A 23,912-nucleotide genomic window follows, 5' to 3' on the forward strand; every position below is an offset into this window, starting at 1 on the left:
ACCATCCTTTCCGGGGAATACTGGTGTCATGACACAGAATCAGTGGAGCTCAGTGGACGACTACTTCGATTCGGTTCTCGGCAACGAGGACCCCGCACTGGCGGCCGCCGCCCAGGCGCACGTCGCATTCGATCTCCCCGATATCGGGGTCTCCCGGCCCCAGGGGAAACTGCTGCACCTGCTGGCCCGTATCCAGGGTGCCGAGCGCATTCTCGAGATAGGCACCTTCGGCGGGTACAGCACCATCTGGCTCGCCCGGGCGCTGCCCCCCGGCGGGCGGCTGGTCACCATCGAGTGGGAGCGCACGTTCGCCGAGGCCGCCGCCGGCCACCTGGAACAGGCCGGCGTCGCCGACGTCGTCGACCAGCACGTGGGCAGGGCGCTCGATATCCTGCCCACCCTCGCGGAAGCCGGCGGCCCGCCGTTCGACCTGGTCTTCATCGACGCCAACAAGCCCGACACCGCGGAGTACTTCACCTGGGCGCTCGAACTCTCCCGCCCGGGCGGAGTGATCGTCGTCGACAACGTCGTGCTCGGCGGAGCGGTCGGCGAAGCCGGCAACCCGGACGGAGGCGTCCGGGGAATGCGGCGGTTCCACGAGATGCTGGCCGCCGAGCCCCGGGTCAGCGCCACCTCGATCCAGACGGTGGGAGGCAAGGGGTACGACGGGTTCACCCTGGCGCTGATCCTGTCCTGACGCGCCGCAGGGCCTTCGGGGGCGGCGGACCGGACACCGGCCGCAAGCCGCCCCCGAAGGCGGTCCGCCCTGGTACTCATGCCTGGTCGGGTCCGATCAGGTCGGGAGCGGTCCAGCCGTCCAGGTCGTACTCCGCCATGCACTCCTCCGCGAAACCCCGGTAGCCGTCGACCAGGCCGGAGGCCGTCTGGGCCATCAGGAGCTCGATGCGCACGTTCTCGTGGTTGCCCGAGTAGTTGCGCTCGTACAGTTCGTGCCGCCCCGCGAACTCCGTGCCCACCGAATCCCAGATCAGCTTCATCAGCTTGACCCGCTCCACCGAGTCGTATCCGTTCGAACCGCGCATGTACCGGTCCAGATGCGGCCGCAGCTCGGGGTTCTGGAAATCCTTGGCGTGCGAGTTCAGATAGATGAGACCACTGCTGAGATCCTGCAAAATGATCTCGCGCACGCGCGGATATCCGATGGTCATGAACCAGCGGTACGCCATGCCGTAGTCCAGGTTCGGGAGCAGCCCGCCGTCGTGCCACGCATTCGGGTTGTGCGCCATCGCGTCACTGAGGCCCCAGAACATGTTGCGCCAGGCGAGTACCTCGCCGACCCGCGTCTGAATTCCCCGGAAATCCTTCGTCCCGGTCACGTCCAGTCCCTTGAGCAGCAGACCGGCCAGGAAGTCCAGCTTGACTGCGAGCCGGGTGACACCGTGGAACGTCAGCCGGTGCGTGAACCCGGACGTGTTCAGGAAGGTGCCGGCCTTCGCCGTGTCCCCGTAGATGAAGACGTTCTCCCAGGGGATCTTCACCTTGTCCAGGATGAAGACGGTGTCGTTCTCGTCCAGCCGGCTCGACAGCGGATAGTCGAACGGGCTGCCCATGCGGCTGGCGGCCAGCTCGTACGACTGACGGCAGATCAGTTTCACCCCCGGCGCTCCCATCGGCAGCGTGGCCACCAGGGCGAACTCCTTCTTCTTCACCGGCAGGCCGTAGTGCGCGACGAAGTTGAAGTGGGTCAGGGCCGACCCCGTGGCCACCACCTTCGCCCCACTGACCACGAGACCGTCGTCGCACTCCTTCTCGACGTGCACGAACACGTCGTCGACCTCGTCCGGCGCCCGGTGGCGGTCCACCGGCGGATTGATCACCGCGTGGTTCCAGAACAGCACCCGCTCCTGCGCCTCGGCGTACCAGCGCCGGGCGTTGTCGGCGAACTCCCCGTAGTACTCCGGGTTCGCACCCAGCGTCACCAGGAAGCTCGCCTTGTAGTCCGGGCTCCGCCCCATCCAGCCGTAGGTGAGCCGGGCCCACCGGGCGATCGCGTCCCGGTCCCCGACCAGGTCCTCCACACTGCGCGGCACCCGGTAGAACTTGTGCGTGAAGCCGTCGCTGCCCGTGTCGGTGGGCGTGGTCAGCGTGTCGTGGTGCTCCGGGTCGTGCAGGGCGTCGTACAGGCGCGCCGTCATCCGCGCCGTGTTGCGGAACGCCGGGTGCTTGGTGACGTCGTCGACCCGCTCCCCGTACGCCCAGACCTCCCGGCCGTCCCGGATGCTCTCCAGATATTCGTCACCGGTCATCGGCCGGGTCACGCGGCGCGGTGCCGCGTCCGTCCGGTCGCCGGAGTCCGCCGTGCCGCTCACATCGTCCCTCTGCGTCATGTGCGTCAGTCCCTTGTCTCGTCTGTCTCGTCGCGGGCGTGGAAGTGCTCCACCGGGTCCATGCCGTCCAGGCACAGCGACCAGGCGCCGGCGGAATCGTCCGGTGCCAGTTCCGGAAAGGCGCCGCGGTGGAACAGCAGCGGCCGTCCCGGACGGCTCTCGAACTCCTCGACGCTGCCGATGTGCAGCGTGTGGTCGCCTGCGTCGTGCACCTGCCAGGGGCGGCAGACGAGGTGGGCCACCGTGCCGGCCAGCCGCGGATGCGGTCCGCTCTCGTCCACCCACGGCACCGGGCCCGGCATCGGGCGGCCGGCGAAGTGCATGGCGAGGTCGCGCTGCGTCTCGTCGAGGATGTTGACGACGTACCCGCCGTCCTCCAGCAGCAGCACACCCGCACGGCTGCGCCGGTCCAGGGCCACCAGGGCCAGGGGCGGGTCCAGCGACACCGAGGTGAATGCGTTGACCGTCGTGCCGTGGACGATGTCACCCCGCCGGCAGGTGATCACCGTGACCCCGGTGGCGAACTGGCCCATGCAACTGCGCAGGGCGCGCGGGTCGATCGGGCGGGGCGCGGTACGCACACCTCCGTCAGGCATGTTCATGGGTCCCCCTGCTCTCGTGGACGGCCGCCCGGTCCGCGCCGGCCGGTGCCAGCGCACCGGTCAGCAGATCGGCCAGGATGCCGGGGCCGTCCTCGGTCAGGAACGACTCCGCGTGGAACTGGATGGTGGCCAGGGCCGGTCCGCGCAGGGCGATGACCTCGTCACCGAGGCGCTGCACCTGGACGGCCGAGTCGGAAAGGGGCGGACGCAGCCAGTCGTCGTCCGCGCGCGCGGTGAAGCTGTTGTAGAAGCCGGCCATGCGTGGCCGGCCCCACAGCGGGACCCGCAGCCGTCTGCCCTGCGCCGGGTCGGGCAGCCCGGCGACGGGCAGTCCCAGAAGGGTGCACACCACCTGATGCCCCAGGCAGACCGCGGCGAGCGGCAGACCGCCCGCGAGCCGTTCGGCGGCCACCGCCCGCAGGGCGAGCACCCGCGCGTTCGCGGAGTCCCGGGGGTCGCCGGGCCCCGGGCCGAGCAGGACGACGCCCCGGGCGCCGAAGGCGCCACCGGACCCGGCGGGTTCCTCCGCGCGGTACCACGGCACCAGGCGCACCGCGCACCCCAGCGACCGCAACTGGTAGGCGAGCATGGAGGTGAAGCCGTCCTCGGCGTCGACGATCGTGACCTCGGCGCCCACGGCTTTTGCCGGACCGGTGCCGCCGAGCCAGAAGGCCGCCAGCCCGTCGTTGCGCGCGGCCAGCGCGCCGTGCACCGGAGGGACGTCGGCCAGCCCGGCGGCGGGGGCCCGGACGGGAACCTTCGCCGTCCGTCCGCCGGACAGCGCGTCGAGCAGGCCGGACAGCTTGGCGGTGGTCTCCGCCGTCTCATGTGCGGGCACCGATTCCCGCACCACCGTGGAACCCGCCGTCAGCCGGATCGCGCCGTCCGTACCGATGTCCGCCGTGCGCAGCATGATGGCGGCGTCCAGCCGGCGCTGCCCGCTCTCGTGGCCGAGCAGCGCGATGACCCCGCTGTAGTAGCCGCGTCCCTGTGGTTCGTACCGCTCGATCACCCGGCAGGCGTTCTCCACCGGGCTGCCCGTCACGGTCGGCGCCGGCATGGTGGTGCGCAGGATTTCGGTGAGCGGGCGCTCCGAGCGGCCCGAAAGGTAGTACTCGGTGTGCGCGAGCCGGGACATCCACTTCAGGGACGGGCCGCTGACCCGCACGTCCCGGTCGCACAGGGACGTCATCATCTTGAGCTCTTCGTCCACGACCATGTAGAGCTCGTCGGTCTCCTTGGGGTCCCGCAGGAAACGCAGCAGCCCCGGCAGATCCGCACCCGTTCGCGGGTACCGGTAGGTCCCGCTGATCGGGTTCATGTCCACCTGGTCACCGCGGACGCGCACCTGCTGCTCCGGGGTGCTGCCGATCAGGTACCGGTCCCCGGTGAAGACCAGGAACGTCCAGTACGCGCCGGTCTCCGCCGTCACCAGCCCGCGCAGCACCGAGAGCGCGGCAGCCCGGTCGAAGTCGCGGATCCGGCCGTGCAGACTGCGGGCCAGCACGAAGTTGGAGCCCTCGCCGCCGTGGATCTCGCGGTCGACGATGGTGTCCACCGCGGCCGCGTACCCGTCGTCGTCGACGTCGTAGCGGGGGTCCTCCACCCGCGGCGCCCGGTCCGGCAGGCAGTCCAGCAGCCGGTCCAGCGGTACCCGCCGGTGCTCCCGCACCTCCATGGCCAGCAGTGGCTCGCGGTCGTCGGGGTACGCGAAGCCGCGCTCGCGGATCTGCCGGTAGGGGGTCAGCACCAGGGTGCCCGCCCCGCCCGCTTCCCCCGCCGCCGGGCCGGGGTGGTCCAGGCCCAGGGCGTCGAGGTCGTCCGCGCGGCGGACCGGACCGCTCAGGATCTCGACGGGCGCCGCGCGGTCGGCCCCGGGCCGGTGCAGCACCGCGAACGGCCGGCCCGGCGGCGGCAGCAGCGCGTCGGGGGCCCAGACCCGTTCGGCGGGCCCGGGGTCCGCGCTCATGCCGCCGCTCCCACGGGAAGACGCCAGTGAGCCGCGGCGGCCACGGCCTGGACGAGGCTGAGCCGGGGGTCGCACAGGCTCCGGTAGCCGGGGCCCGGCGCCGGGGAACGGCCCGCTCCGTCGCACTCGGAGATGTCGTCGGGGGACGCCTCCAGATGGAGCCCGGCGCACCGCCCGGAGTTCTCCGACACCACATCTATGCACTGCCGGATCTCGGACATGATCGCGTCGAGCTTGCGCGTCTTGAGTCCGTCGGGCGTCTTGACGGTGTTCCCGTGCATCGGGTCGCACATCCACAGCACGGGGTGCCCGGCCTGCTTCACCGCCCGTACCAGCGGCGCCACCCGGGCGACCTGCCCCGCGCCGAACCGGGCGATGAGGGTGAGCCTGCCGGGCGTGCGGTCCGGGTCGAGCACCGCGCACACGGCCAGTACCTCGTCCACCGTGGCTTCCGGGCCGATCTTGCACGCCACCGGGTTGTCCAGTTCGGCCATCAGCCGCACGTGCGCGTTGTCCGCCTGGCGGGTGCGCTCGCCGATCCAGGGCCAGTGCGCGGAAGCCAGGTAGCTGCCGCCCTCCCCGTGCCGCCGGACCTGGGGCAGTTCGTAGTCCAGCAGGAGTGCCTCGTGGCTGGTCCACACCCGGTCCTGCGGCGGCGCGTCCTCGCCGCGCCCGAGCTGGTCGATGGCGGTGACGGCGCGGCGGGCGGCCTTCATCCCCGCGAGGATGCGGGAGGGGTCGGGGGTGCGGGCCGTCCGCTGCGGGTCCGGTGCGTTGACGACCGGGCCCCGGAACACCGGGAGCCTGTCCTCGCACACGGTTTCCCAGTCCTGGGAGCGGGGCTTCGAGAACTGGCCGGCTATCCGTCCGACGCGCAGGACGGGCAGCCCGGAACTCGTGCACATGATGTCCCCGAGCACGTCGAGCATCTCCACCTTGCGGGCGATGTCGCGAGGTCCGCACTCGGTGGTCAACTCCACGCAGTCGCCGGCCTGGAGCAGGCAGAACTCGCCTTCCGAGGCCCGGGCGAGCAGGGCGCCGAGGGTCTTGACGCTGTCGTACGAGACCAGTGGCGGCTCACCGGCCAGGCGTTCGCGCACCTGGGGGAGGAGGGAGGGGTCGGGCCACTGGGGCTGTTGACGGGCGGGCAGCCCGGCCACCATCGAGGCGATCAACGGATCGTGTTCGGCGCCCGGCAAGGGGTTTCGAGACATGCTGTCGGCCTTCGCTATGAGGCGCCCCGTGGGGTGGACGCCTGCGGATGTCTGGAACGGGAGAGCCGCTGACCGGCTGTCCTACGCGGTCTGCCGCGCTTGGTGCGGGCCGGTCAGCTGCCCGGTCAGCTGCCCGGTCGAGCCGAAGTAGCGGATCATGCGGGAGAGGGAGCGGCGGTCGATGTCGGGGTAGTGCAGCCCCAGGCGTTCGAGCAGCCGCGACGTCTTCTCGTTGCCGTAGGTGTTCTCGCCGAGTTCCAGCGCACCTTCCCGGAACAGCGGGACGGCTGCCGCGAGGGCGTTGCTCCCGGGAAGACGGGCCGATTCCTCCAGGCGCGTCAGCCACTCGTCGGCCGGCACCGTGTCCAGCGTGTAGCCGCACTCGCGGACGGCGGCGTGCACCGGGGTGAAGTCGGAGCCACGCGGGTGGAAGAGGTGGAACGTCGCGCCGTCGGCGGAGGGATCGCGGGAGAGGGCGACGACGGCCCGGCTGACGAAGTCCACCGGCAGCAGGTCCGTCGTCAGCTCCTCGGCGGGCGGGGCCGAACCGAGTTCGATGAAGCTCTTGATCTGGCGCCACAGGAAGTCGTCGGCCTGGCAGGCACCGCTGACGCTGTCGCCGGAGATCCGGCCGATACGGTAGACGGTCACCGGCATGCCGCGTTCACGCGCCAGCCGTGCGATCCCCTCGGCCACCCACTTGCTCCGGGTGTAACCGATGCCGAGCCCCTCGCAGGTTTCGGGCACCGCCTCCTCGGTGATCGGTCCGGCGCCCTGGCCAGGGGCGAACACCGCGATGGTCGACATGTAGTGCACCGGCTTGAGCCGCCCCGTGGCGGCGAACTCCAGCACGGACCGCAGACCGTCGACGTTGGCCGGTTTCACCGAGGCGTACGGGAGGACGAAGTTGATGTGCGCCGCCGCGTGGTAGACCACCTGGACCGAACCGGTCAGTTCCGCGTGGTCCGCGTCGGACAGTCCCATGCGCGCGCGGGTGAGGTCTCCGGGCACGGCGCGCACGCGTTCCCAGGCGATGTCGTCCGCGATGCCGTACAGGGCGGCCGTGGCGCGCAGTCGTTGCAGGGCGGCGTGCGAATCGGCGGCGCGTACCAGGCAGTTGACCGTACTGCCTGGTACGGCTGCCAGGTCCCGCAGGAGGTAGCTGCCGAGGAAGCCGGTCGCGCCGGTCAGCAGGACCGCGGTCGCGGCGGCCACCGGGGCCGATTCACGGTCGCCGGCCCGTACCGTGTCCGGCAGGGTCACATCGCCGCGCAGGTCGGCCGCGGGCGCCGTGAACGCCGTGGTGTCGCCGGCGCGCCGTTCCTCGATCCGCGCGGCCATGCCGGAGACGGTGGGGTTGTCGAACAGGGTCCGCAGCGGTATGTCGATGTCGAACAGCCGCCGCAGGCGGTAGACCAGTTCGGTGGCGATGATGCTGTTGCCGCCCAGCGTGAAGAAGTCGTCGTCCCGCCCCATGGACCCGGTTCCCAGCACGTCCGACCACTGGTCGGCTATCTCGTGCTCGGTTCCGGCCCTGGGCTGTTCCGCCGCTCCTGCGCGGTCGTCCGCGCGCCGGTCGCGCAGTTCGCCGGCCAGCCTGGCGGCCAGTCCACCGCGGTCGGTCTTCCCGCTCGGGGTGGTGGGGAGCCGGTCCAGGCGGACGATGTGTGCGGGCAGCATGTAGTCCGGCAGACGTGTGGCCAGCGCGGCCCGCAGCCGCCCGTCGTCATCGGCGCCGTCCCCCGTGACCGCGGCGACCAGCCGCCGGTCGCCCGCTCCGAACCCGACCGCCACCACCGCCGAGCTCTTCACCCCGTCGAGGGCGTCGAGGGCGGCCTCGACCTCGGTGGGTTCGATGCGGTAGCCGCGGATCTTGATCTGGTCGTCGGCGCGGCCCAGGTACTCCAGGTCACCGCGCCCGTTCCACCGTACGAGGTCGCCGGTGCGGTAGAGGAGGTCGCCGCCCCGGCCGAACGGATCGGCGACGAAGCGCAGCGCCGTCTCCTCGGGCCTGGCGTGGTAGCCGGGCGAGAGGTGCGGACCGCCGATGTACAGCTCGCCCGTGACGCCGGGAGGGAGGAGTTCACGGTCGGGGCCGAGGACGAGCAGTCGCATGCCGTCGACCGGACGGCCGATGGCCGGTGCCTCGGGCCACTCGCCGGGGTCACCGGACAGCTCGTGCCAGGTGGCCAGATGGGTCTCGGAGGGGCCGTACATGTTGAGCAGCCGGGCCCGGGGGTGCCGGTCGAAGAACTCCCGGATCTGCGGGGAGACGACCAGGGCCTCGCCCACGGAGGTGACCTCGCGCAGCCCCTCGCACCGCAGGCCCTCCGCGACCGCTATCGCGGCGAACCGCTGGAGCGCGACATAGGGCAGGTACAGGCGCGTGACACCGTGCTCCGCGACGAACGCGGCCAACCGGTGCAGGTCCTTCTGAAGCTCCCCGGGTATCAGGGTGAGCGTGCCCCCGACGCAGAGCGTCCCCAGGATCTCCATCACGGAGACGTCGAAGGAGAGCGTCATGTACTGCAGAGTGGTGCCCTCGGCTCCACAGGGAGAGATCCGGTGCTGGGCGCGGATGAGATTGCCCACCGTGCGGTCCCGGATGACCACGCCCTTCGGGGCACCGGTCGACCCGGAGGTGTAGACCACGTAGGCCTCGTCGTCGGGCGTCCTGGTTCGGCCCGGCGTCGTGAGGTCGGCCGCAGCCGTCCGGTCCGCTTCCCGGTCGATCTCGAACAACCGCGTTCCGGAGGGGAGCTCCGCGTCGAACGTGCTGTCGGTGAGCACGAGGAAGACACCGGCGTCGTCGAGCATGTACGCCACCCGCTCCGGCGGGTACGACGGGTCCATCGGGACGTAGGAGGCACCCGACTTCACGACGCCGAGCAGCCCGACGATCATGTCGAACGAGCGGGGCAGGCTGATGCCCACCCGGCGGCCCGCCCCCGCCCCCTCCTCGCGCAGGACGTGGGCGAGCCGGTTGGCCCGTTCGTCCAGTTCCCGGTACGTCCACGAGCGGCCGCCGTCCGTCACCGCGACGGCGTCCGGTGTGGCCGCCACCTGCCGCTCGAACAGCTCGCCCACCGGCACGGGGCGCGCGGACCGGTCCACCAGGTCGTTGCGGGCCAGCAGATCCCGCTCCTCGCCGTCGGCCAGCAGGCCGAGATCGCGGACGAGGGCGTCCGGCCCGGCCGCCGCGAACCGGTCCACCAGCCGGCCCAGACGCTCGCTCATGCTCCTCGCCGTGGCCTGGTCGAAGAGGTGCGAGTCGTACTCGAGCGTGCCGTGCAGTCCGTCCTCCTCGCGGGCGAACACCACGGAGAGGTCGTACTTCGCGCCGTGCGCCATGTCGCGCCGGACGGTCAGCGGGGTGCCGTCGTGGACGCACTGCGCGGAGGCCGGATCGGTCAGCACGAGCATCGTCTGGAGGACGGGGGTGTGAGCGCTGTTGCGCTCAGGCTTCAGACGCTCGACGACCTTGTCGAAGGGGGCCCACTTCAGCCGCAGCGCGTCGGCGACCTCCTCGCGCGCCTGCCGCAGGACCTCGCGCACGCTCATCGAGCCCGTGACGTCCTGGCGCAGGACGACCATGTTGACGAAGTAGCCGATGAGGTCCCGGGTCTGCGCGTCGTCGCGCAGCGAGACCGGCGAACCGATGAGCACGCGTTCCTGACGTGTCAGCTTGCCGAGGAACACGCCGTACACCGCGAGCAGGGCCATGAACAGCGTCACGCCCTCGCGTTCCGCCAGCCGCTCCAGCCGCTCGGTCACTTCGGCCGGAACACGCAGGGGCACGGTGGCTCCCCGGTGTTCCTGCGCCGCGGGCCGGGGGCGGTCCGCCGGCAGATCGAGCACGGGCAGTTCTCCGGCCAGCCGGTCGGCCCACTCGTCGAGCAGTTCCGCGGTCCTCCTCGGCGTCAGGTGCTCGCGGTGCCAGTGCGCGAAGTCCGCGTAGTCCGGACGGCCGGGCACCGCCTCCACGGGCAGACCCCGCCCGTTCCGGTCGTAGGCGTCGAGGAGTTCCCGCAGGAACACACCGGCCGAGGCGGCGTCCGAGGCGATGTGGTGGATGTTGCAGACGATCGCGCTCTCCTCGCCCGGCCCGAGCGCACAGGTCACCGAGGTCACCGGCCCGTGCTCCAGGTCGAAGCGGACGTTCGCCACCCGCTGGGCGATGGCGTCCAGTTCCTTCTCGCCGCCGTAGTGCTCGACGCGGTAGTGGAAGGCCGTGTCGTCGTCGGAGACGATCTGGAGGAGCCGGGCGTCGCGCAACGTGTAGGTGGTGCGCAGCACTTCCTGTCGGCGCAGCACCCCGGCAACGGAGCGGCGCAGCCGTTCCCCGTCGAGCCGGAACGGCAGGCGGACCAGGAACGGCCCGTTGTACGCCTCCGGTGTGGGGAGGTACTGGTCGATGAGCCAGATACCGCTCTGGCCGAACGAGGCCTCCGTCGCGTTGCCGGTCCGCGGCGCGGAGCCGGCTTCCACCTCGTGCCCGCGGGTACGAGGGCGCCCACGCGCGGTGCGCTCGGCCACTGCTGCCGCGGTGCCCTCGCGGCCGAGTTCCGCGGACGTCAGGTCGACGGCGAACACGGCCCGCAGGACCGCGCTCAGTTCGTCCAGCCGCCCGGGATCGTCGCAGCACTCGGAGAATTTCTGGTCCGGCCCGAGACCGGGCGCCTGGAGCGTTCTCCGCGCCAATTGCAGTATTGCTGAGGTAAGGGGGTTGTTCACGGTTCCGTCGCCCTCCGGAGACGTAACGCGACCGGCGCAGCGCGTGTGCCGGTCGCTGTCGGGAACTCCGTCAGCCGTTGGACGTCGAGGTGCTCCGCGCCTGATCACGGGTCTCTTCGATGAAACGCGCCAGCTGTTCTACCGTGCCGTGCCGGAAAACCGACTCGGTGGTGATTTCGATCCCGAATATCTTCTGTAGACGGGAGGCCAGTTGCACGAAATGGAGGGAATTCCCGCCATGGCCCAGGAAGGAGTCGGTGGTCGAGAAGTCGTCCATTCCAGAAATCTCGATCCAGGACTGCAGGACGACTGCTTCGAGCGGGTTCTGCATAACTGTTCCGCCTTTCTCTTCGGTGGACTTCTGCTTCGGGGTACCGGATGGCCCGGGAAGGATGAGCGCGGTGCGGTCGATCTTTCCGTTCACGTTCGTCGGCATCTTCTCGAGATGACGGAAGGAGGAGGGGACCATGTAGGAGGGCAACTGCTCCGAGAGCCGGCGGACCAGGTCCGAGGGGTCGGCCGGTGTGCCGTCACGGGTGGTGTAGAAGGCGACGAGACGCTTTTCGCGGGTGTCGTCCTCGAACGCCTTCACCGCCGCGTCCCCGATCCCGTCGAGGGCGCGCACCGCCAGGGTGACGGCACTGGTCTCCACCCGGAACCCGCGGATCTTCACCATGCTGTCGGACCGTCCGACCAGCACCACGTCGCCGTCCGCGGTCCGCCGTGCCAGATCGCCCGTGTGGTAGAGCAGCCCGCCGTCGGGTGCCGGGGTGAACTTCTCGGCGGTCAGCTCCGGCCGGCCGGCGTACCCCTGGGCCACGCCGGTCCCGCCCACGCACAGTTCCCCCACCTCGTCGATGCCGCAGGGGCGCATCGCCGGGTCGTACACGTCCAGCGTGACCGCCGGGAGCGGCTTGCCGATCGGCACCAAGGCCCGGCCGTCCACCTCGTCGGCCGACGTCAGCGGGTACAGGGCGGTGATCGAGGAGTTCTCCGTGCAGCCGTAGCCGTTGTAGAGGGTCGCGTCGGTGTGCGCCATGGCTCTGCGCAGGTGGGCGGGGGAGGGGAAGTCGCCGCTGAGCAGCACGATCCGCACGTTCCTCAGACACTCCGGTTCGTGGTCGACCAGGGCGTTGAACAGGCCGCACGGAAGACTGAGCACGGTCGCGCCCCGTTCCTCCACGGCCTCGCGCAGCGCGGGGAGCGACGGCAGTCCGGGCGGCATCGGCAGCAGCGTGGCGCCGTGCAGCAGGGCGAGCCAGATCTCGATGGTCGAGGCGGCGAAGGAGAACGCGGCCGACTGGGTCAGGCCGTCCTGCGGGGTGATGTCGAGGGCGCCGTTGTGGAGGCCCAGCCGCGCCAGTCCGCGGTGCGCGATCCGGACGCCCTTGGGCTTGCCCGTGGAACCGGAGGTGTACATGAGGAACGCGGTGTCCTCCGGCCCGATGCCGCGGTCCGCGTCGCCGTCGTCCAGGTCCTCGCTGCGCCGCACCAGGTCGTGCAGTGCGAGTGCGCCCTCGCGAGCGCCGTGGGGAAGGCCACCCGGGTCGTCGCAGACCACCAGCGACGCGCCGGCTTCGTGCAGGATGCGGCCGACGTACTCCGTGGGATGCGCGGGGTCGAGCGGCACCACGCACCCGCCGGCCTTGAGGGCCGCGAGTACGACGGCGTAGAGATCCGGGGACCGGCCCATGTGCACACCGATGCGGTCGCCTCTCGTCACCCCCTGGGCGACGAGATGACGTGCCATGCGGTTGGCTCGCCGGTTGAGCTGGTCATACGTGACGCGTAGCGTGCCTTGCGCCAGAGCTACGGCCTCGCTGTTGTCGCGCACCGCTTCTTCGAACAGAGCGGTAAGGACAAGAGGAGGGCCCGGTGGTAAATGGGAGGAATTATTTTCCATTATCGCTGATCTCCTCGGCGTGCTGTCCGAAGGAATGGCTTCAGCGATCTCACTGGTGCGTTATGCGAGAAACGCGAGCCGGGGCAGTGGATTCTTCAGCGTGCAGTGCGAAAATATGGTTTCCGCATGGAAATTGATGTTAACCACAGGTCGGTATCAGTGTCAAATGCCTCTGGTGAGGGGCGGTTTGGGCAAACAATTCCGGTACGTCGCACGCGGTCCCGGCCGGAAGGAATCGAGGCAGGAAGCGCTTTCCGGCCCGTGGCGCAGGCCGGACCGATGCAATTACTTGGTACGACGGCTCCCGCGCGGAAGCCGATTAGCTGCTCCTGAAGCGTTACGCTCGGCCGGTTCCGCACCGGCCCATGGACTCCGGTACCCCGGGTTCGGAGCGCCACGCCCCCCGATGGTGTCCTCAGGGCAACCATTTTTCTTCGGCCCCCGCCGCCGACCGTGAGCACGGCTGCGGCACCGGGGCCGGCCGGTGCACCGTCCGGCGGCGCGGCCCGCAGGCGTGAGGCCGTGTCATCGGCGTCGCCCCTTGATATCGTTCAACCTCTCAGCACCGGTAATGCCCCCGTACCGGAAAGCACCCATGACTCCACGAGACGGCTCGATGTCCCCCTGGTCCCCGGAACCCAGCGGTCTGGAGGCGGCCCTGACCCACCTGCAGTGTCTTCTGGTCGCACGCCGGTCACGCGCCAACCCCGAGGGCGTCAACTGGCACCAGTACGACGTCCTGGAACTGCTGCGGGTACGGAGCTCCATGAGGCCCTCCGAACTGAGCGACGCGCTCGACGTCTCCCGGCAGACCACGTCGAAGGCCCTGCGCGTGCTCAAGGACCTGAACCTGGTGACCCAGAGGGCCTTGGGGGAGGACCGGCGCGAACTGAGCACCTCCCTCACCCCCGAGGGGGAGGCGTTCCTTGCCCGGATCGCCCGGGGCCGCCAGGACATCGGGCAGCTCGCCGCCTCCGTTCTGACCGAGGGCGAGGGCGCCCTGTTCGCGGAGTTCTGCGAGAAGGTGGCCGCAGCCATGGAGGCCGAACCCGTACGGTGACTCCCGCCCGGCGCGCCGTTGCCGCCCGGCGGGTCCCTCGTTGCGCCGGGTAGGTGACGGGACCCGATGCCCTGTCCTTCGCGGACGCTCTGGCCGCCATCGGGCGCGCCACCGGGCTGCCCCAGGTCTTCCGCGGTGACAAGGACACCTACCGCGCCGGCCAACTGGCACGGGGCAGGCCGGCCGAGACCGTGGAGCGCGAGACCGGCGCGTACACGTCCCTGGCCGCGCTGGGCGACGCCCGGCCGTCGGACACGGTCCGCCGGGTCACCGGCCGGCATCCGAAGACGTTCGAGATCTACGTGAGGGAGGCCGCCGCGTCGGGCGCCTGGGCCCCGCGTACCCCGTGAGGCGCGGCGCTTTCGGCGAGGCTCCGGCCGCGGGGCGACCGGGTGGCAGAACCCGGTGGTCGCCGCGCGGGAAGTCGCCCATCGCCGCGACGCGTTCGGCAACGGGCGGGCACTCTCCTGCTGATGACGACGGTATGGATCAACCGCCGACGGCCGCCGCGCGGACGCACAGGACATCCGGCAGGTGCGTGATGAGCTGCTGCCAGCTGTCGCCGTCGTCCGCGCTCGCGTACACCTCGCCGTTGCGGTTGCCGAAGTAGACCCCCGCCGGATCGGCGTCGTCCGTGCAGAGCGCGTCGCGCAGCACCGTGCCGTAATGAGCTCCCTCCGGGAGTCCCGCGGACAGGGGCTCCCAGCTGTCGCCGGCGTCGCGGGTGCGAAAGACCCGGCAGCGGTGCTCGGCCGGTACCCGGTCGGCGTCGGCGTTGATCGGGAAGACGTACGCCGTGTCCGCCCGGTGCGGATGCGCGGCCACGGCGAAGCCGAAGTCGGAGGGCAGCCCCTCGCCGATGTCCGTCCAGTTGCTCCCGGCGTCGTCGCTGCGGAACACGCCCCAGTGGTTCTGGAGGTAGAGCCGGTCGGGATCGACCGCGTCCCGGCTGACCTTGTGCACGCACTGGCCGAACTCCGGGTTCGGGTCCGGCAGGAAGACGGCCGACACCCCCTTGTTGGCCGGGGTCCAGCTCTCCCCGCCGTCCGCGGTCCTGAACACCCCCGCGGTGGAGACCGCGACCGTCACCGCCTGTGCGTCCCGCTCGTCGGTCAGGACCGTGTGCAGCCCCTCGCCGCCCCCGCCCGGCACCCATTTCGAACGCGTCGGATGCTCCCAGAGCGGGCGGACCAGCTCGAACGACTCGCCGCTGTCCCGCGACCGGAACAGCGCGGCCGGCTCGGTGCCCGCGTACACGACGTCGGGGGCCTCCGGGCCCGCCGGATGCAGCTGCCAGACCCGCTCCAGCGACGTCCCGGTGAACTCCGGGAATTTCACGGCCGGCCGCTTGGGCTCGATCCAGGTGGCGCCCAGGTCGTCGGAGTGGAAGACGGAGGGGCCCCAGTGCGCGCTGTCGCCGCCGACCAGCAGCCGGGGCACCTCCCGGCGGGTGTCGATGGCGACCGAGTAGATCGCCTGCGCATTGAAGTGCGGACCGTCGAACTTCCACGCGCCGTCGTGCCTGCGGCCGATGAAGAGTCCTTTGCGGGTACCCACGGTGAGCAGAACATCGGTCATGACCGAACCTCCCGAAACGCCGTTGTGCCGGATACCGGCCAGTCTGCACCCGGCCACTGACAGCGCCGCGCAGGACAGTCCGGGGCGCCGCCGCTTCCGCGGCCGTGCCCGGTGCGGAGCGCGAGGGGAAGCGCTCGCCGGCGCGTCGTTGCCGTCGGCGGCGGTGGCGCGCTTCGGCCGGGCCGGGCGGGTCGAAGCCGACGGCCCCCGTCCCGCGACGGCCTCGGTCAGCGGCAGGGTGCGGCCGTGCTGCTGCGCACCACCAGATTGGTGGCCAGGTCGACCCGGGTCGTCGCCGGCTGCCGGCCCCGGCCCAGGTCGAGGACCAGGCGGGCCGCGGTCTCGGCCATCTCTATGAGCGGCTGGCGCACCGTGGTCAGCGGCGGTCCGATCCACCGGGTGAGCGGCAGGTCGTCGAAGCCGACGACGCTGAGGTCCTCGGGGATGCGCAGGCCCAGCTCCCTCGCCGCCTCGTACACGCCGAGCGCCTGCAGGTCGTTGCCGGCGAAGACCGCGGTCGGCCGGTCGGCCTGCCGCAGCAGCTCCAGGCCCGCGGTGTAGCCCGCCTCGTGCTGGAACTCGCCCTCGCGGACCAGCGCGGGATCGATCGGCAGGCCCGCGGTCTCCAGGGCGGCGCGGTAGCCGTCCACCCGGGCCCGGCTGCACATCATCCGGGACGGGCCGCTGATGACCCCGATCCGGCGGTGCCCGAGCGCGGTGAGATGCCGGGTGGCGGCCAGGCCGCCCTGCCAGTTCGTCGTCCCGACCGAGGGGACGTCGTCGCCGGGATCGCCCGCCGGGTCGACGACCGCGTAGGGGATGCTGCGGCTGGTCAGCTGGGCGCGCTGGGCGGCGGTGAGGTCCGAGAGCACCAGGATCACCCCGACCGGCCGGCGGGCCAGCACCCCGTCCACCCAGGTCTGCCCCGGGGTGAGCCGGCCCGCGCTCTCCGAGAGGACCAGGCTCAGCCCTTCCTCCCTGGCGACGTTCTCCACCCCGCGGACGACCTCCATGGCCCAGGCGCTGTCCAGCTCGTGGAAGACCAGGTCGATGAGCTGGGACTGGGTGGTGGAGCCGCGTCTGCGGCGGTAGCCGTGCACCAGCAGCAGCTCCTCCACCTTGGTGCGGGTACCCGGGGCGACATCGGCGCGCCCGTTCAGCACCTTCGAAACTGTCGGAGTCGAGACTCCGGCCGCTCGGGCGATTTCCGCCAGGGTGGCGGTGCCTTCCGACGGTTCGCCGGCAGGCGCATTCTCCTGATGTGACTGGACGTTTGCGGGGCTCATAAAGGGATCGTAGCTTCCCGCGGCCCCGGCCGACGCCTGGGTCAGGCCGGAGTAAATACCGTTCCCCGACCCCTTGACGCACCCGAAACCCGACCGTACCGTTCCGGCAACATTCGGAAGTCACACCGAAACATTCGACAGAGGTGCGGTCATGCGGTCGGGTATTTTCACTCAGGGCACACGTACGGCGAGATGGACCGCGGCCGGCGCCGCCATGGTCATGGCCGGCCTGCTGGCCGGATGCGGCTCCGACAGCGACAGCGGCGGGAGCGCGACCCTCACCGCCTACGTGTACGGGGACGACGCCGTGAAGATCCAGGAAGCGGCGGTGAAGGAGTTCAACAAGACCTCCGACGTCAAGGTCAAGCTCGTCCCCGTCCCCGGCACCGACTACGTCAACAAGCTCCGCAGCGCCATGGGCTCCCCGAGCGCCCCCGACATCTTCTACAACTGGGGCGGCGGCTCCATCAAGCCGTACGTCGATGCCAAGCAGGTGGTCGACCTCACATCGACGATCAAGAACGACCCCACGCTCAAGGACGGCTTCCTTCCGTCGATCGTCGCCGCGGGCAGCCTCGACGGGAAGATGTACGGCATCCCGATGCGCGGCATGCAGCCCGTGATGCTCTTCTACAACAAGACCCTCTTCGCGCAGAACAAGCTCCAGCCCCCCACGACCTGGGAGGACATGCAGAAGGCCATCACCGTCTTCAAGGGCAAGGGCATCACGCCGTTCGCCCTCGGCGGCTCCGACAAGTGGCCCGAGCTGATGTGGATGGAGTACCTCCTCGACCGGATCGGCGGGCCCGAGGTCTTCGGCAGGATCCAGGGCGGCGACAGCTCCGGCTGGGGCGACCCCGCCGTCCTCAAGGCGGCGCGGACGGTCAGGGAACTCGTCGACGGCGGTGCGTTCGGCAAGAACTTCAACTCAGTCGACTACGGCAACGGAGGCGCCCCCACCCTGCTCAACAAGGGCAAGGCCGCCATGCACCTGATGGGCTCGTGGGAGTACTCGACCCAGCTCGGCAAGGCGCCCGCGTTCGCCAGGAAGGACCTCGGCTGGACCGCCTTCCCGACGGTGGCCGGTGGCGTCGGTGACCCGGCGGACGTGGTCGGCAACCCCACCAACTACTGGTCCGTCAACACCCGGACCAAGCACAAGGACGCGGCCATAGCGTTCCTGAAGACCATGGCCGCCGAGTCCTACAGCAAGGCCCTGGTCGACAACGGCGACATCCCGACCACGTCGAACGCCGCCTCGACGCTGGACTCCTCACCCAACCCGCAGTTCGCGCACGACCAGTACACGATGGTCCAGAAGGCACCGAGCTTCACGCTCTCCTGGGACCAGGCGCTGGAGTCGCAGATCGCCACCCCGCTGCTCACCGAGATCAGCAAGCTGTTCGCCGGCAAGTCGACCCCCGAGCAGTTCGTCACCGCGATGAAGGCCGTCAAGTAGCGATGCCCCACGTCTCTCCGTACGCCAAGGTGCGTGGAGGAAGGAAGGCGGCCGTCGGCAACGTCGGCCGCCCGCCGGTCGGCTGGGCCCTGCCCGGCATCCTCTTCTTCGCCGTCTTCGCGATCGTCCCGCTGGCGATCGCCGTCTATCTGTCCTTCTGCCACTGGGACGGGCTGAACTCCCCGACCCCGGTCGGCACGGACAACTGGACCCGGCTGTTCAAGGACCCCGAATTCCGTCAGGCCGCCTGGCTGAGCCTGCTGCTCACCGCTGTCAGCTGGGCCTTCCAGACCCCGGTGGCGCTGCTGCTGGGCGTCTGGGCCGCGGGCAGGCAGCGCAGCCGGACCTTCCTCTCCGCGGTCTTCTTCATCCCGCTGCTGCTCTCCACCACCGCCATCGCCATGCTCTTCCACGCCCTGCTGGACCCCAACTTCGGCGTGATCAAGCAGATCGGCCCCTGGTTCGGCATCGATCCCAACATCATGGGCTCCTCCACCGGCGCCCTGCTCACCGTGGCCTTCGTCGGCGGCTGGCAGTTCATGCCGTTCCACACCCTGATCTACCAGGGCGGCGCCCGGCAGATCCCGGAGGTCCTCTACCAGGCGGCCGCCATCGACGGCGCCGGGATGCTGCGGCAGTTCTTCCACATCACCCTGCCGCAGCTGCGCAACACCATCACGACCTCGTCCGTCCTGATGATCGTCGGCTCGCTGACGTACTTCGACACCGTGCTGATCATGACCAAGGGTGGTCCGGGCACGGACACCACGATCCTGCCCTACCTGATGTACCGCACCGGCTTCCAGACCTACGACCTCGGCTACGCCGCGGCCATCGCCACGGCCCTCGTCGTCGTCGCCACCGGTCTGTCACTGATTCTGGTGCGCTTCAGCGGATTCGGATCCATGCGTTCGACGCGGGAAGGTATGTGACGCCATGTCAGTGGACACCCGTCGTGCGGCGCCGCCCACGACACCCGCGTTCCGGGCCCGGGGCGCCGTCGCCCGCCGACGGAGGTGGGGAAACCCGCTGGCCGGCCTCGGTTCGCTGGTCTGGCTCGTCATCGTCGTCGTACCGCTCTACACACTGGTCTCCTCGTCGCTGATGCACCAGGACGAGGCGCTCAGCGGCGATCCGCTGGCGTTCCCGACCCACCCCACCCTGGACAACTACAACACCGTTCTGCACAGCGGCTTCTTCACACTGCTGGGTAACACCGCGATCGTGGCCGCCTCCACGGTGGCCATCGTGCTGGTCCTCTCGGTGCCCGTCGCCTATGTCGCGGTGCGCACCCGCAGCCGGCTCTCCTCGCTGGCCTTCCGGACCTTCCTGCTCGGCGTGGCCATCCCCGCGCAGGCCGTGGTCGTGCCGCTCTACCTGCTGATCGGCAAGATGGGCCTGTACGACACCCTGCCCGCGATCATCCTGCCGACCGCGGCCTTCGCGATGCCGGTGGCCGTGCTGGTCCTGAGCGGCACCATGCGCGACGTCTCCGAGGAGATGTACGAGGCGATGGCGCTCGACGGCGCCACGCCCCTGCGGATGCTGTGGCAGCTCGCCGTCCCGATGTCCAAGGCCGGCATCAGCACCGTGGCCATCTTCTCGGCGCTGCAGGCATGGAACGGATTCCTCTTCCCGCTGATCCTCACGCAGTCGCAGGAGAAGCGCGTCCTGACGCTCGGTCTCTTCAACTTCATGTCCCAGTTCGGAGTGAACATCCCCGCCGTACTGGCGGCGATCGTGCTCTCCGTCGTGCCCATCTTCGCCGTGTACCTCGTGGCGCGCCGGGCGCTGGTCAACGGACTGATGGGGGTGGGCGGCAAGTAACGCACCCACGCCGCCCCGCACCACCGCACTCATGAGAGGAACCCCTGCCCCCATGGCAATCCCCGCTGTCCCGCACGCCCGCCGCACCGAGGCGGCCCCGGCCACCGACGGTCCCTGGCGCGACCCCTCGCTCACCCCGCAGGCACGGGTGGCCGACCTGGTCCCCCGGATGACCCTGGAGGAGAAGGCCGCCCAGCTCTACGGAATCTGGGTGGGCGCCGACGCCGACGGCGACGGGGTCGCCCCGCACCAGAACGACATGGTCGACCCCGTCGACTGGGACGACCTCACCATCCGCGGCCTCGGCCAGCTCACCCGGCCGTTCGGCACCGCCCCCGTCGACCCCGGGCTCGGGGCGCTCGCCCTGGCCCGGGCCCAGCGCCGGATCGCCGGGGCCGGCCGGTTCGGTATCCCGGCCCTCGCGCACGAGGAGTGCCTGGCCGGCTTCACCGCCTGGGGCGCCACCGCCTACCCCGTGCCGCTGTCGTGGGGAGCGGCGTGGAACCCGGAACTGGTCACCGAGATGGCCCACCGGATCGGCCGCGACATGCGCGCGGTCGGAGTCCACCAGGGGCTGGCGCCCGTCCTGGACGTGGTGCGCGACCTGCGCTGGGGGCGCGTCGAGGAGACCATCGGCGAGGACCCCTACCTCGTCGGGACCATCGGCGCGGCGTACGTCCGCGGACTGGAGTCCGCCGGCATCGTCGCCACCCTCAAGCACTTCGCCGGGTACGCGGCGTCGGCGGGCGCCCGCAATCTCGCGCCGGTCCGGGCCGGGGCCCGCGAAATGGCCGATGTGACCCTCCCGCCCTTCGAGATGGCGCTGCGCGAGGGCGGCGCGCGCTCGGTGATGTCCTCCTACGCGGAGGTCGACGGAGTGCCCTCGGCGGCCGACCCGGTCCTGCTCACCGAACTGCTCCGGGACACCTGGGGGTTCACCGGGACCGTCGTCGCCGACTACTTCGGCATCGGCTTCCTGGAGACCCTCCACAAGGTCGCCGCCGACCGCGCGGACGCCGCCCGGCTCGCCCTGGGCGCCGGGGTCGACGTGGAACTGCCCACCGTCCGCAGCTACGGCGACGCCCTCGTCGCCGCCGTACGGGACGGCGCCGTGGCCGAGGAACTGGTCGACCGGGCCCTGCACCGCGTACTGCTGCAGAAATGCGAACTCGGCCTGCTCGACCCCGACTGGTCGCCGCTGCCCACCGCCCTGCGGCACGCGGACCCCGCCCTGGCCCGGGACACCGTCGACCTCGACCCGCCGGAGAACCGGGCACTGGCCCGGGAACTCGCCGAGCAGGCCTGTGTGCTGCTCGCCAACCCCGGTGGCGCGCTGCCGCTGCGCTCCACCGGCCGGATCGCGGTGGTCGGACCGCGCGCCGACGACGCGCTGGCCATGCTCGGCTGCTACTCCTTCCCCAGCCACGTCGGCGTCTCGCACCCCGAGACCGCGATGGGGATCGACGTGCCGACCGTGCTGGAGTCGCTGCGCGGCGAATTCCCCGGCGCAGGCGTCGAGTTCGCCGCCGGCTGCGAGGTGGACGGTACCGACACCTCCGGGATTCCGGATGCCGTCCGGCTGGCCGGGGGTGCCGATGTGTGTGTCGCCGTCCTCGGCGACCGGGCCGGCCTCTTCGGCCGCGGTACCTCCGGTGAGGGCTGCGACGCGGCCGACCTCTCGCTGCCGGGCGTCCAGGGCGAGCTGCTGGACGCCCTGCTGGCCGGCGGTACCCCGGTGATCCTGGTGCTGCTGACCGGCCGCCCCTACGCGCTGGGGCGATGGGCGGACCGGGCGGCCGCCGTCGTGCAGGCCTTCTTCCCCGGCGAGGAGGGCGGTCCGGCGCTGGCCGGGGTGCTCTCCGGCCGGGTCAACCCCTCCGGCCGGCTGCCGGCCGGCGTGCCGAAGGGTCCGGGCGGTCAGCCGTGGACGTATCTGCAGCCGCCGCTGGGGCTGGTGAGCGGGGTCAGCAACCTGGACCCGACGCCGCTCTACCCCTTCGGGCACGGCATGTCCTACACCTCCTTCGCCTGGGAGCCGGGCGATCCGGTCCCGGCCGAGATCCCCACCGACGGCTCGGCCGACCTCGAACTCACGGTCCGCAACACCGGTGACCGCGAGGGCGCCGAAGTGGTGCAGCTGTACCTCCACGACCCGGTCGCCCAGACGACCCGCCCCCAGGCGCGGCTGATCGGCTACGCGCGGGTGCCGCTCGCCGCCGGTGCGGCAGCCACGGTCCGGTTCCGCTTCCACGCGGATCTGGCGTCCTTCACCGGTATCGGAGGCCGCCGCGTCGTCGAACCCGGCGAGCTCGAACTGCGGCTCGCCACGTCCAGCGCCGCCACCGGCGTCCGCCGCACGGTACGGCTGCGGCTCACCGGTCCCGAGCGGACCGTCGACCACCGGCGGCGGCTCGTCTGCGGCACCTCGGTCGAGCCCGTGGCGGAGCCCGCCGCGCACTGACCGGCGCCGCCCGCGGCCGCGCACCACCCCCGCCCGTGAACCTCCCCGCCGGACGTGCGGGGAGGTTCACGAAACTTTCGACATGTCTCCGGGTGCAGATCAGTCCAATCAGTCATGAGTGCGAACAAAAATGGGAGACGCCGGTTTCTACGCCAGGATCTTCGAGGTCATGCTCCGGCTCAAGGCCAACTACCTGTGGCCGGCCGTCTGGGGCCGCGCCTTCGCCGAGGACGACCCGCTCAACCACGCCACCGCGAAGGCGTACGGCATCGTCATGGGCACTTCGCACGAGGCGCCCATGATGCGCGGCATCGAGGAGTGGAACCGGCACGCGGTGGCGGCGGTGCGCGACGGTGCGGGCAACATCACCACCCCCGGGCACGACCCCTACGGCGGCACCGGCGAGTGGTCGTTCCGCCGCAACGCCGAGGCGCTCAAGGCCTACTGGTCCGACGGCATCCGCCGGATGAGGGAGGAGAACTTCGAGGGCGTCGTCACCCTCGGCATGCGCGGCAACGGTGACGTCAGCCTCCCCGACGGCGACGGCATCGAGCTGATGACCGAGATCATCGCCACCCAGCGGCAGATCCTGGCCGAGGTGTCCGGCAGGGATGTCACCACGATTCCGCAGGTCTGGACGCTCTACAAGGAGGTCCAGCACTACTGGGACCGCGGACTGCGGGTGCCCGACGACGTCACGGTGGTCCTCACCGACGACAACTGGGCCAACATCCGCAAGCTGCCCGACCTGAAGAACGACGCCCGCGAGGGCGGTTACGGCCTCTACTGCCACCTCGACTACGTCGGGGCCGGCCGCAACTACAAGGGGGTGGACACCGCCCCCCCTGCCGAACATGTGGGACCAGCTCAACCAGTGCGTCGCGTACGGGAACCGAAGTCTGTGGGTCACCAACGCCGGCGACCTGAAGGGGAACGAGCTGCCCGCGCAGTTCTTCCTGAAGTACGCCTGGGACCCCGGGCGATGGACCCCGGACCGGCTGCCGGAGTGGGAGGAGCGGTACGCCGGGCAGAACTCCGGCGAGAAGGAGGCCGCCGCTGTGGCCTCCGTACTGCGCACCTACGCACGGCTCCAGTCGCGGCGCAAGCCCGAACTGCTCAACCGGAAGATCACCCTCGACCTGGCCAAGGACCCCGCCGAGGACGGCTCGGCGATCGTCCACGACGACCGGGCGACGCCGTTCAGCATCGTCGACTACCGCGAACCGGAACGGTACGAACTCGTCGCGCAGTGGGCCCGTCACACCTCCGACAACGTCAACATCACCAGTACGGTGCACCGCATCGCCGCCGCCGGTGTGCATGTGCTCAAATTCTGGATGGTCGACCCGACGGTGGTGCTCCAGAACCTGGTGGTCGACACCGGCGGCCTCAAGCCCAGCTACCTGGGCCCGCCGGAGAGCCTCCGGCTGCACTGAGGACCCGGAGGCCCGGGCAAGGGAGAGCAGAGCCA

General features: G+C 70.8%; 15 protein-coding genes and 1 pseudogene. 8 read left to right on the top strand and 8 right to left on the bottom strand.

Features of this window, described 5'->3' with window-relative positions:
- Positions 1-28: 28 nt before the first annotated feature.
- A complete protein-coding gene (locus tag OG322_RS34770) occupies positions 29-697 on the top strand; it encodes an O-methyltransferase (protein ID WP_329307422.1) in 669 nt (222 codons plus the stop codon).
- Positions 698-773: 76 nt separating this feature from the next.
- Here the strand turns inward: OG322_RS34770 and OG322_RS34775 are convergent, their stop codons facing one another.
- The 6 genes from OG322_RS34775 to OG322_RS34800 all read right to left on the bottom strand — a co-directional run bounded on the left by OG322_RS34775 (position 774) and on the right by OG322_RS34800 (position 12,701).
- A complete protein-coding gene (locus OG322_RS34775) occupies positions 774-2,348 on the bottom strand; it encodes a 4-hydroxyphenylacetate 3-hydroxylase family protein (RefSeq protein WP_206432486.1) in 1,575 nt (524 codons plus the stop codon).
- Between the two features lie 5 nt (positions 2,349-2,353).
- Entirely contained in the window at positions 2,354-2,950 is a 597-nt protein-coding gene (locus OG322_RS34780; RefSeq protein WP_241200456.1) for a flavin reductase family protein, read from the bottom strand.
- Positions 2,937-4,919: an anthranilate synthase family protein gene (locus OG322_RS34785; protein ID WP_329307423.1), complete on the bottom strand. Its 1,983-nt coding sequence runs from the start codon at positions 4,917-4,919 to the stop codon at positions 2,937-2,939. The genes OG322_RS34780 and OG322_RS34785 overlap by 14 nt, the downstream gene beginning before the upstream one ends.
- On the bottom strand, positions 4,916-6,133 hold the full coding sequence (locus OG322_RS34790) for a 3-deoxy-7-phosphoheptulonate synthase (RefSeq protein ID WP_123467573.1): 1,218 nt from the start codon (positions 6,131-6,133) through the stop codon (positions 4,916-4,918). Before OG322_RS34790 ends, OG322_RS34785 begins: the two co-directional genes overlap by 4 nt.
- An 81-nt stretch (positions 6,134-6,214) precedes the next feature.
- The gene (locus OG322_RS34795) at positions 6,215-10,834 is read right to left on the bottom strand and encodes a non-ribosomal peptide synthetase (protein ID WP_329307424.1); all 4,620 of its coding nucleotides are present in this window, start codon (positions 10,832-10,834) and stop codon (positions 6,215-6,217) included.
- 103 nt (positions 10,835-10,937) lie between these two features.
- Positions 10,938-12,701, bottom strand: coding sequence for a non-ribosomal peptide synthetase (locus OG322_RS34800; protein ID WP_329307425.1), 1,764 nt, complete (start codon positions 12,699-12,701; stop codon positions 10,938-10,940).
- Between the two features lie 664 nt (positions 12,702-13,365).
- Between OG322_RS34800 and OG322_RS34805 the strand changes: the two genes are divergently transcribed.
- Positions 13,366-13,830, top strand: a complete 465-nt coding sequence (locus OG322_RS34805) for a MarR family winged helix-turn-helix transcriptional regulator (RefSeq protein ID WP_241200457.1) — start codon at positions 13,366-13,368, stop codon at positions 13,828-13,830.
- A 53-nt stretch (positions 13,831-13,883) separates the two neighbouring features.
- Complete coding sequence (locus OG322_RS34810) at positions 13,884-14,180, top strand: hypothetical protein (protein WP_123467565.1); 297 nt, start codon at positions 13,884-13,886, stop codon at positions 14,178-14,180.
- A 139-nt stretch (positions 14,181-14,319) separates the two neighbouring features.
- On the opposite strand, the gene OG322_RS34815 is transcribed toward OG322_RS34810, so the two are convergent.
- Positions 14,320-15,408, bottom strand: a complete 1,089-nt coding sequence (locus OG322_RS34815) for a WD40/YVTN/BNR-like repeat-containing protein (RefSeq protein WP_266412743.1) — start codon at positions 15,406-15,408, stop codon at positions 14,320-14,322.
- Positions 15,409-15,635: 227 nt separating this feature from the next.
- A complete protein-coding gene (locus tag OG322_RS34820) occupies positions 15,636-16,694 on the bottom strand; it encodes a LacI family DNA-binding transcriptional regulator (RefSeq protein WP_123467561.1) in 1,059 nt (352 codons plus the stop codon).
- Between the two features lie 214 nt (positions 16,695-16,908).
- Between OG322_RS34820 and OG322_RS34825 the strand changes: the two genes are divergently transcribed.
- The 5 genes and pseudogenes from OG322_RS34825 to OG322_RS34845 all read left to right on the top strand — a co-directional run.
- Positions 16,909-18,153 carry an extracellular solute-binding protein gene (locus tag OG322_RS34825; RefSeq protein ID WP_329307801.1) on the top strand — a complete coding sequence of 415 codons (1,245 nt, stop codon included), beginning with the start codon at positions 16,909-16,911 and terminating at the stop codon, positions 18,151-18,153.
- Between the two features lie 2 nt (positions 18,154-18,155).
- Complete coding sequence (locus OG322_RS34830) at positions 18,156-19,085, top strand: carbohydrate ABC transporter permease (protein WP_123467557.1); 930 nt, start codon at positions 18,156-18,158, stop codon at positions 19,083-19,085.
- Between the two features lie 4 nt (positions 19,086-19,089).
- The gene (locus OG322_RS34835) at positions 19,090-19,980 is read left to right on the top strand and encodes a carbohydrate ABC transporter permease (protein WP_329307426.1); all 891 of its coding nucleotides are present in this window, start codon (positions 19,090-19,092) and stop codon (positions 19,978-19,980) included.
- 52 nt (positions 19,981-20,032) lie between these two features.
- On the top strand, positions 20,033-22,441 hold the full coding sequence (locus OG322_RS34840) for a glycoside hydrolase family 3 N-terminal domain-containing protein (RefSeq protein WP_329307427.1): 2,409 nt from the start codon (positions 20,033-20,035) through the stop codon (positions 22,439-22,441).
- 136 nt (positions 22,442-22,577) lie between these two features.
- A pseudogene (locus tag OG322_RS34845) lies at positions 22,578-23,877 on the top strand (glycosyl hydrolase 115 family protein); the annotation flags it as partial.
- Between the last annotated feature and the right edge of the window lie 35 nt (positions 23,878-23,912).

It is taken from the genome of Streptomyces sp. NBC_01260 (genome assembly GCF_036226405.1).
Classification (GTDB): domain Bacteria; phylum Actinomycetota; class Actinomycetes; order Streptomycetales; family Streptomycetaceae; genus Streptomyces; species Streptomyces laculatispora.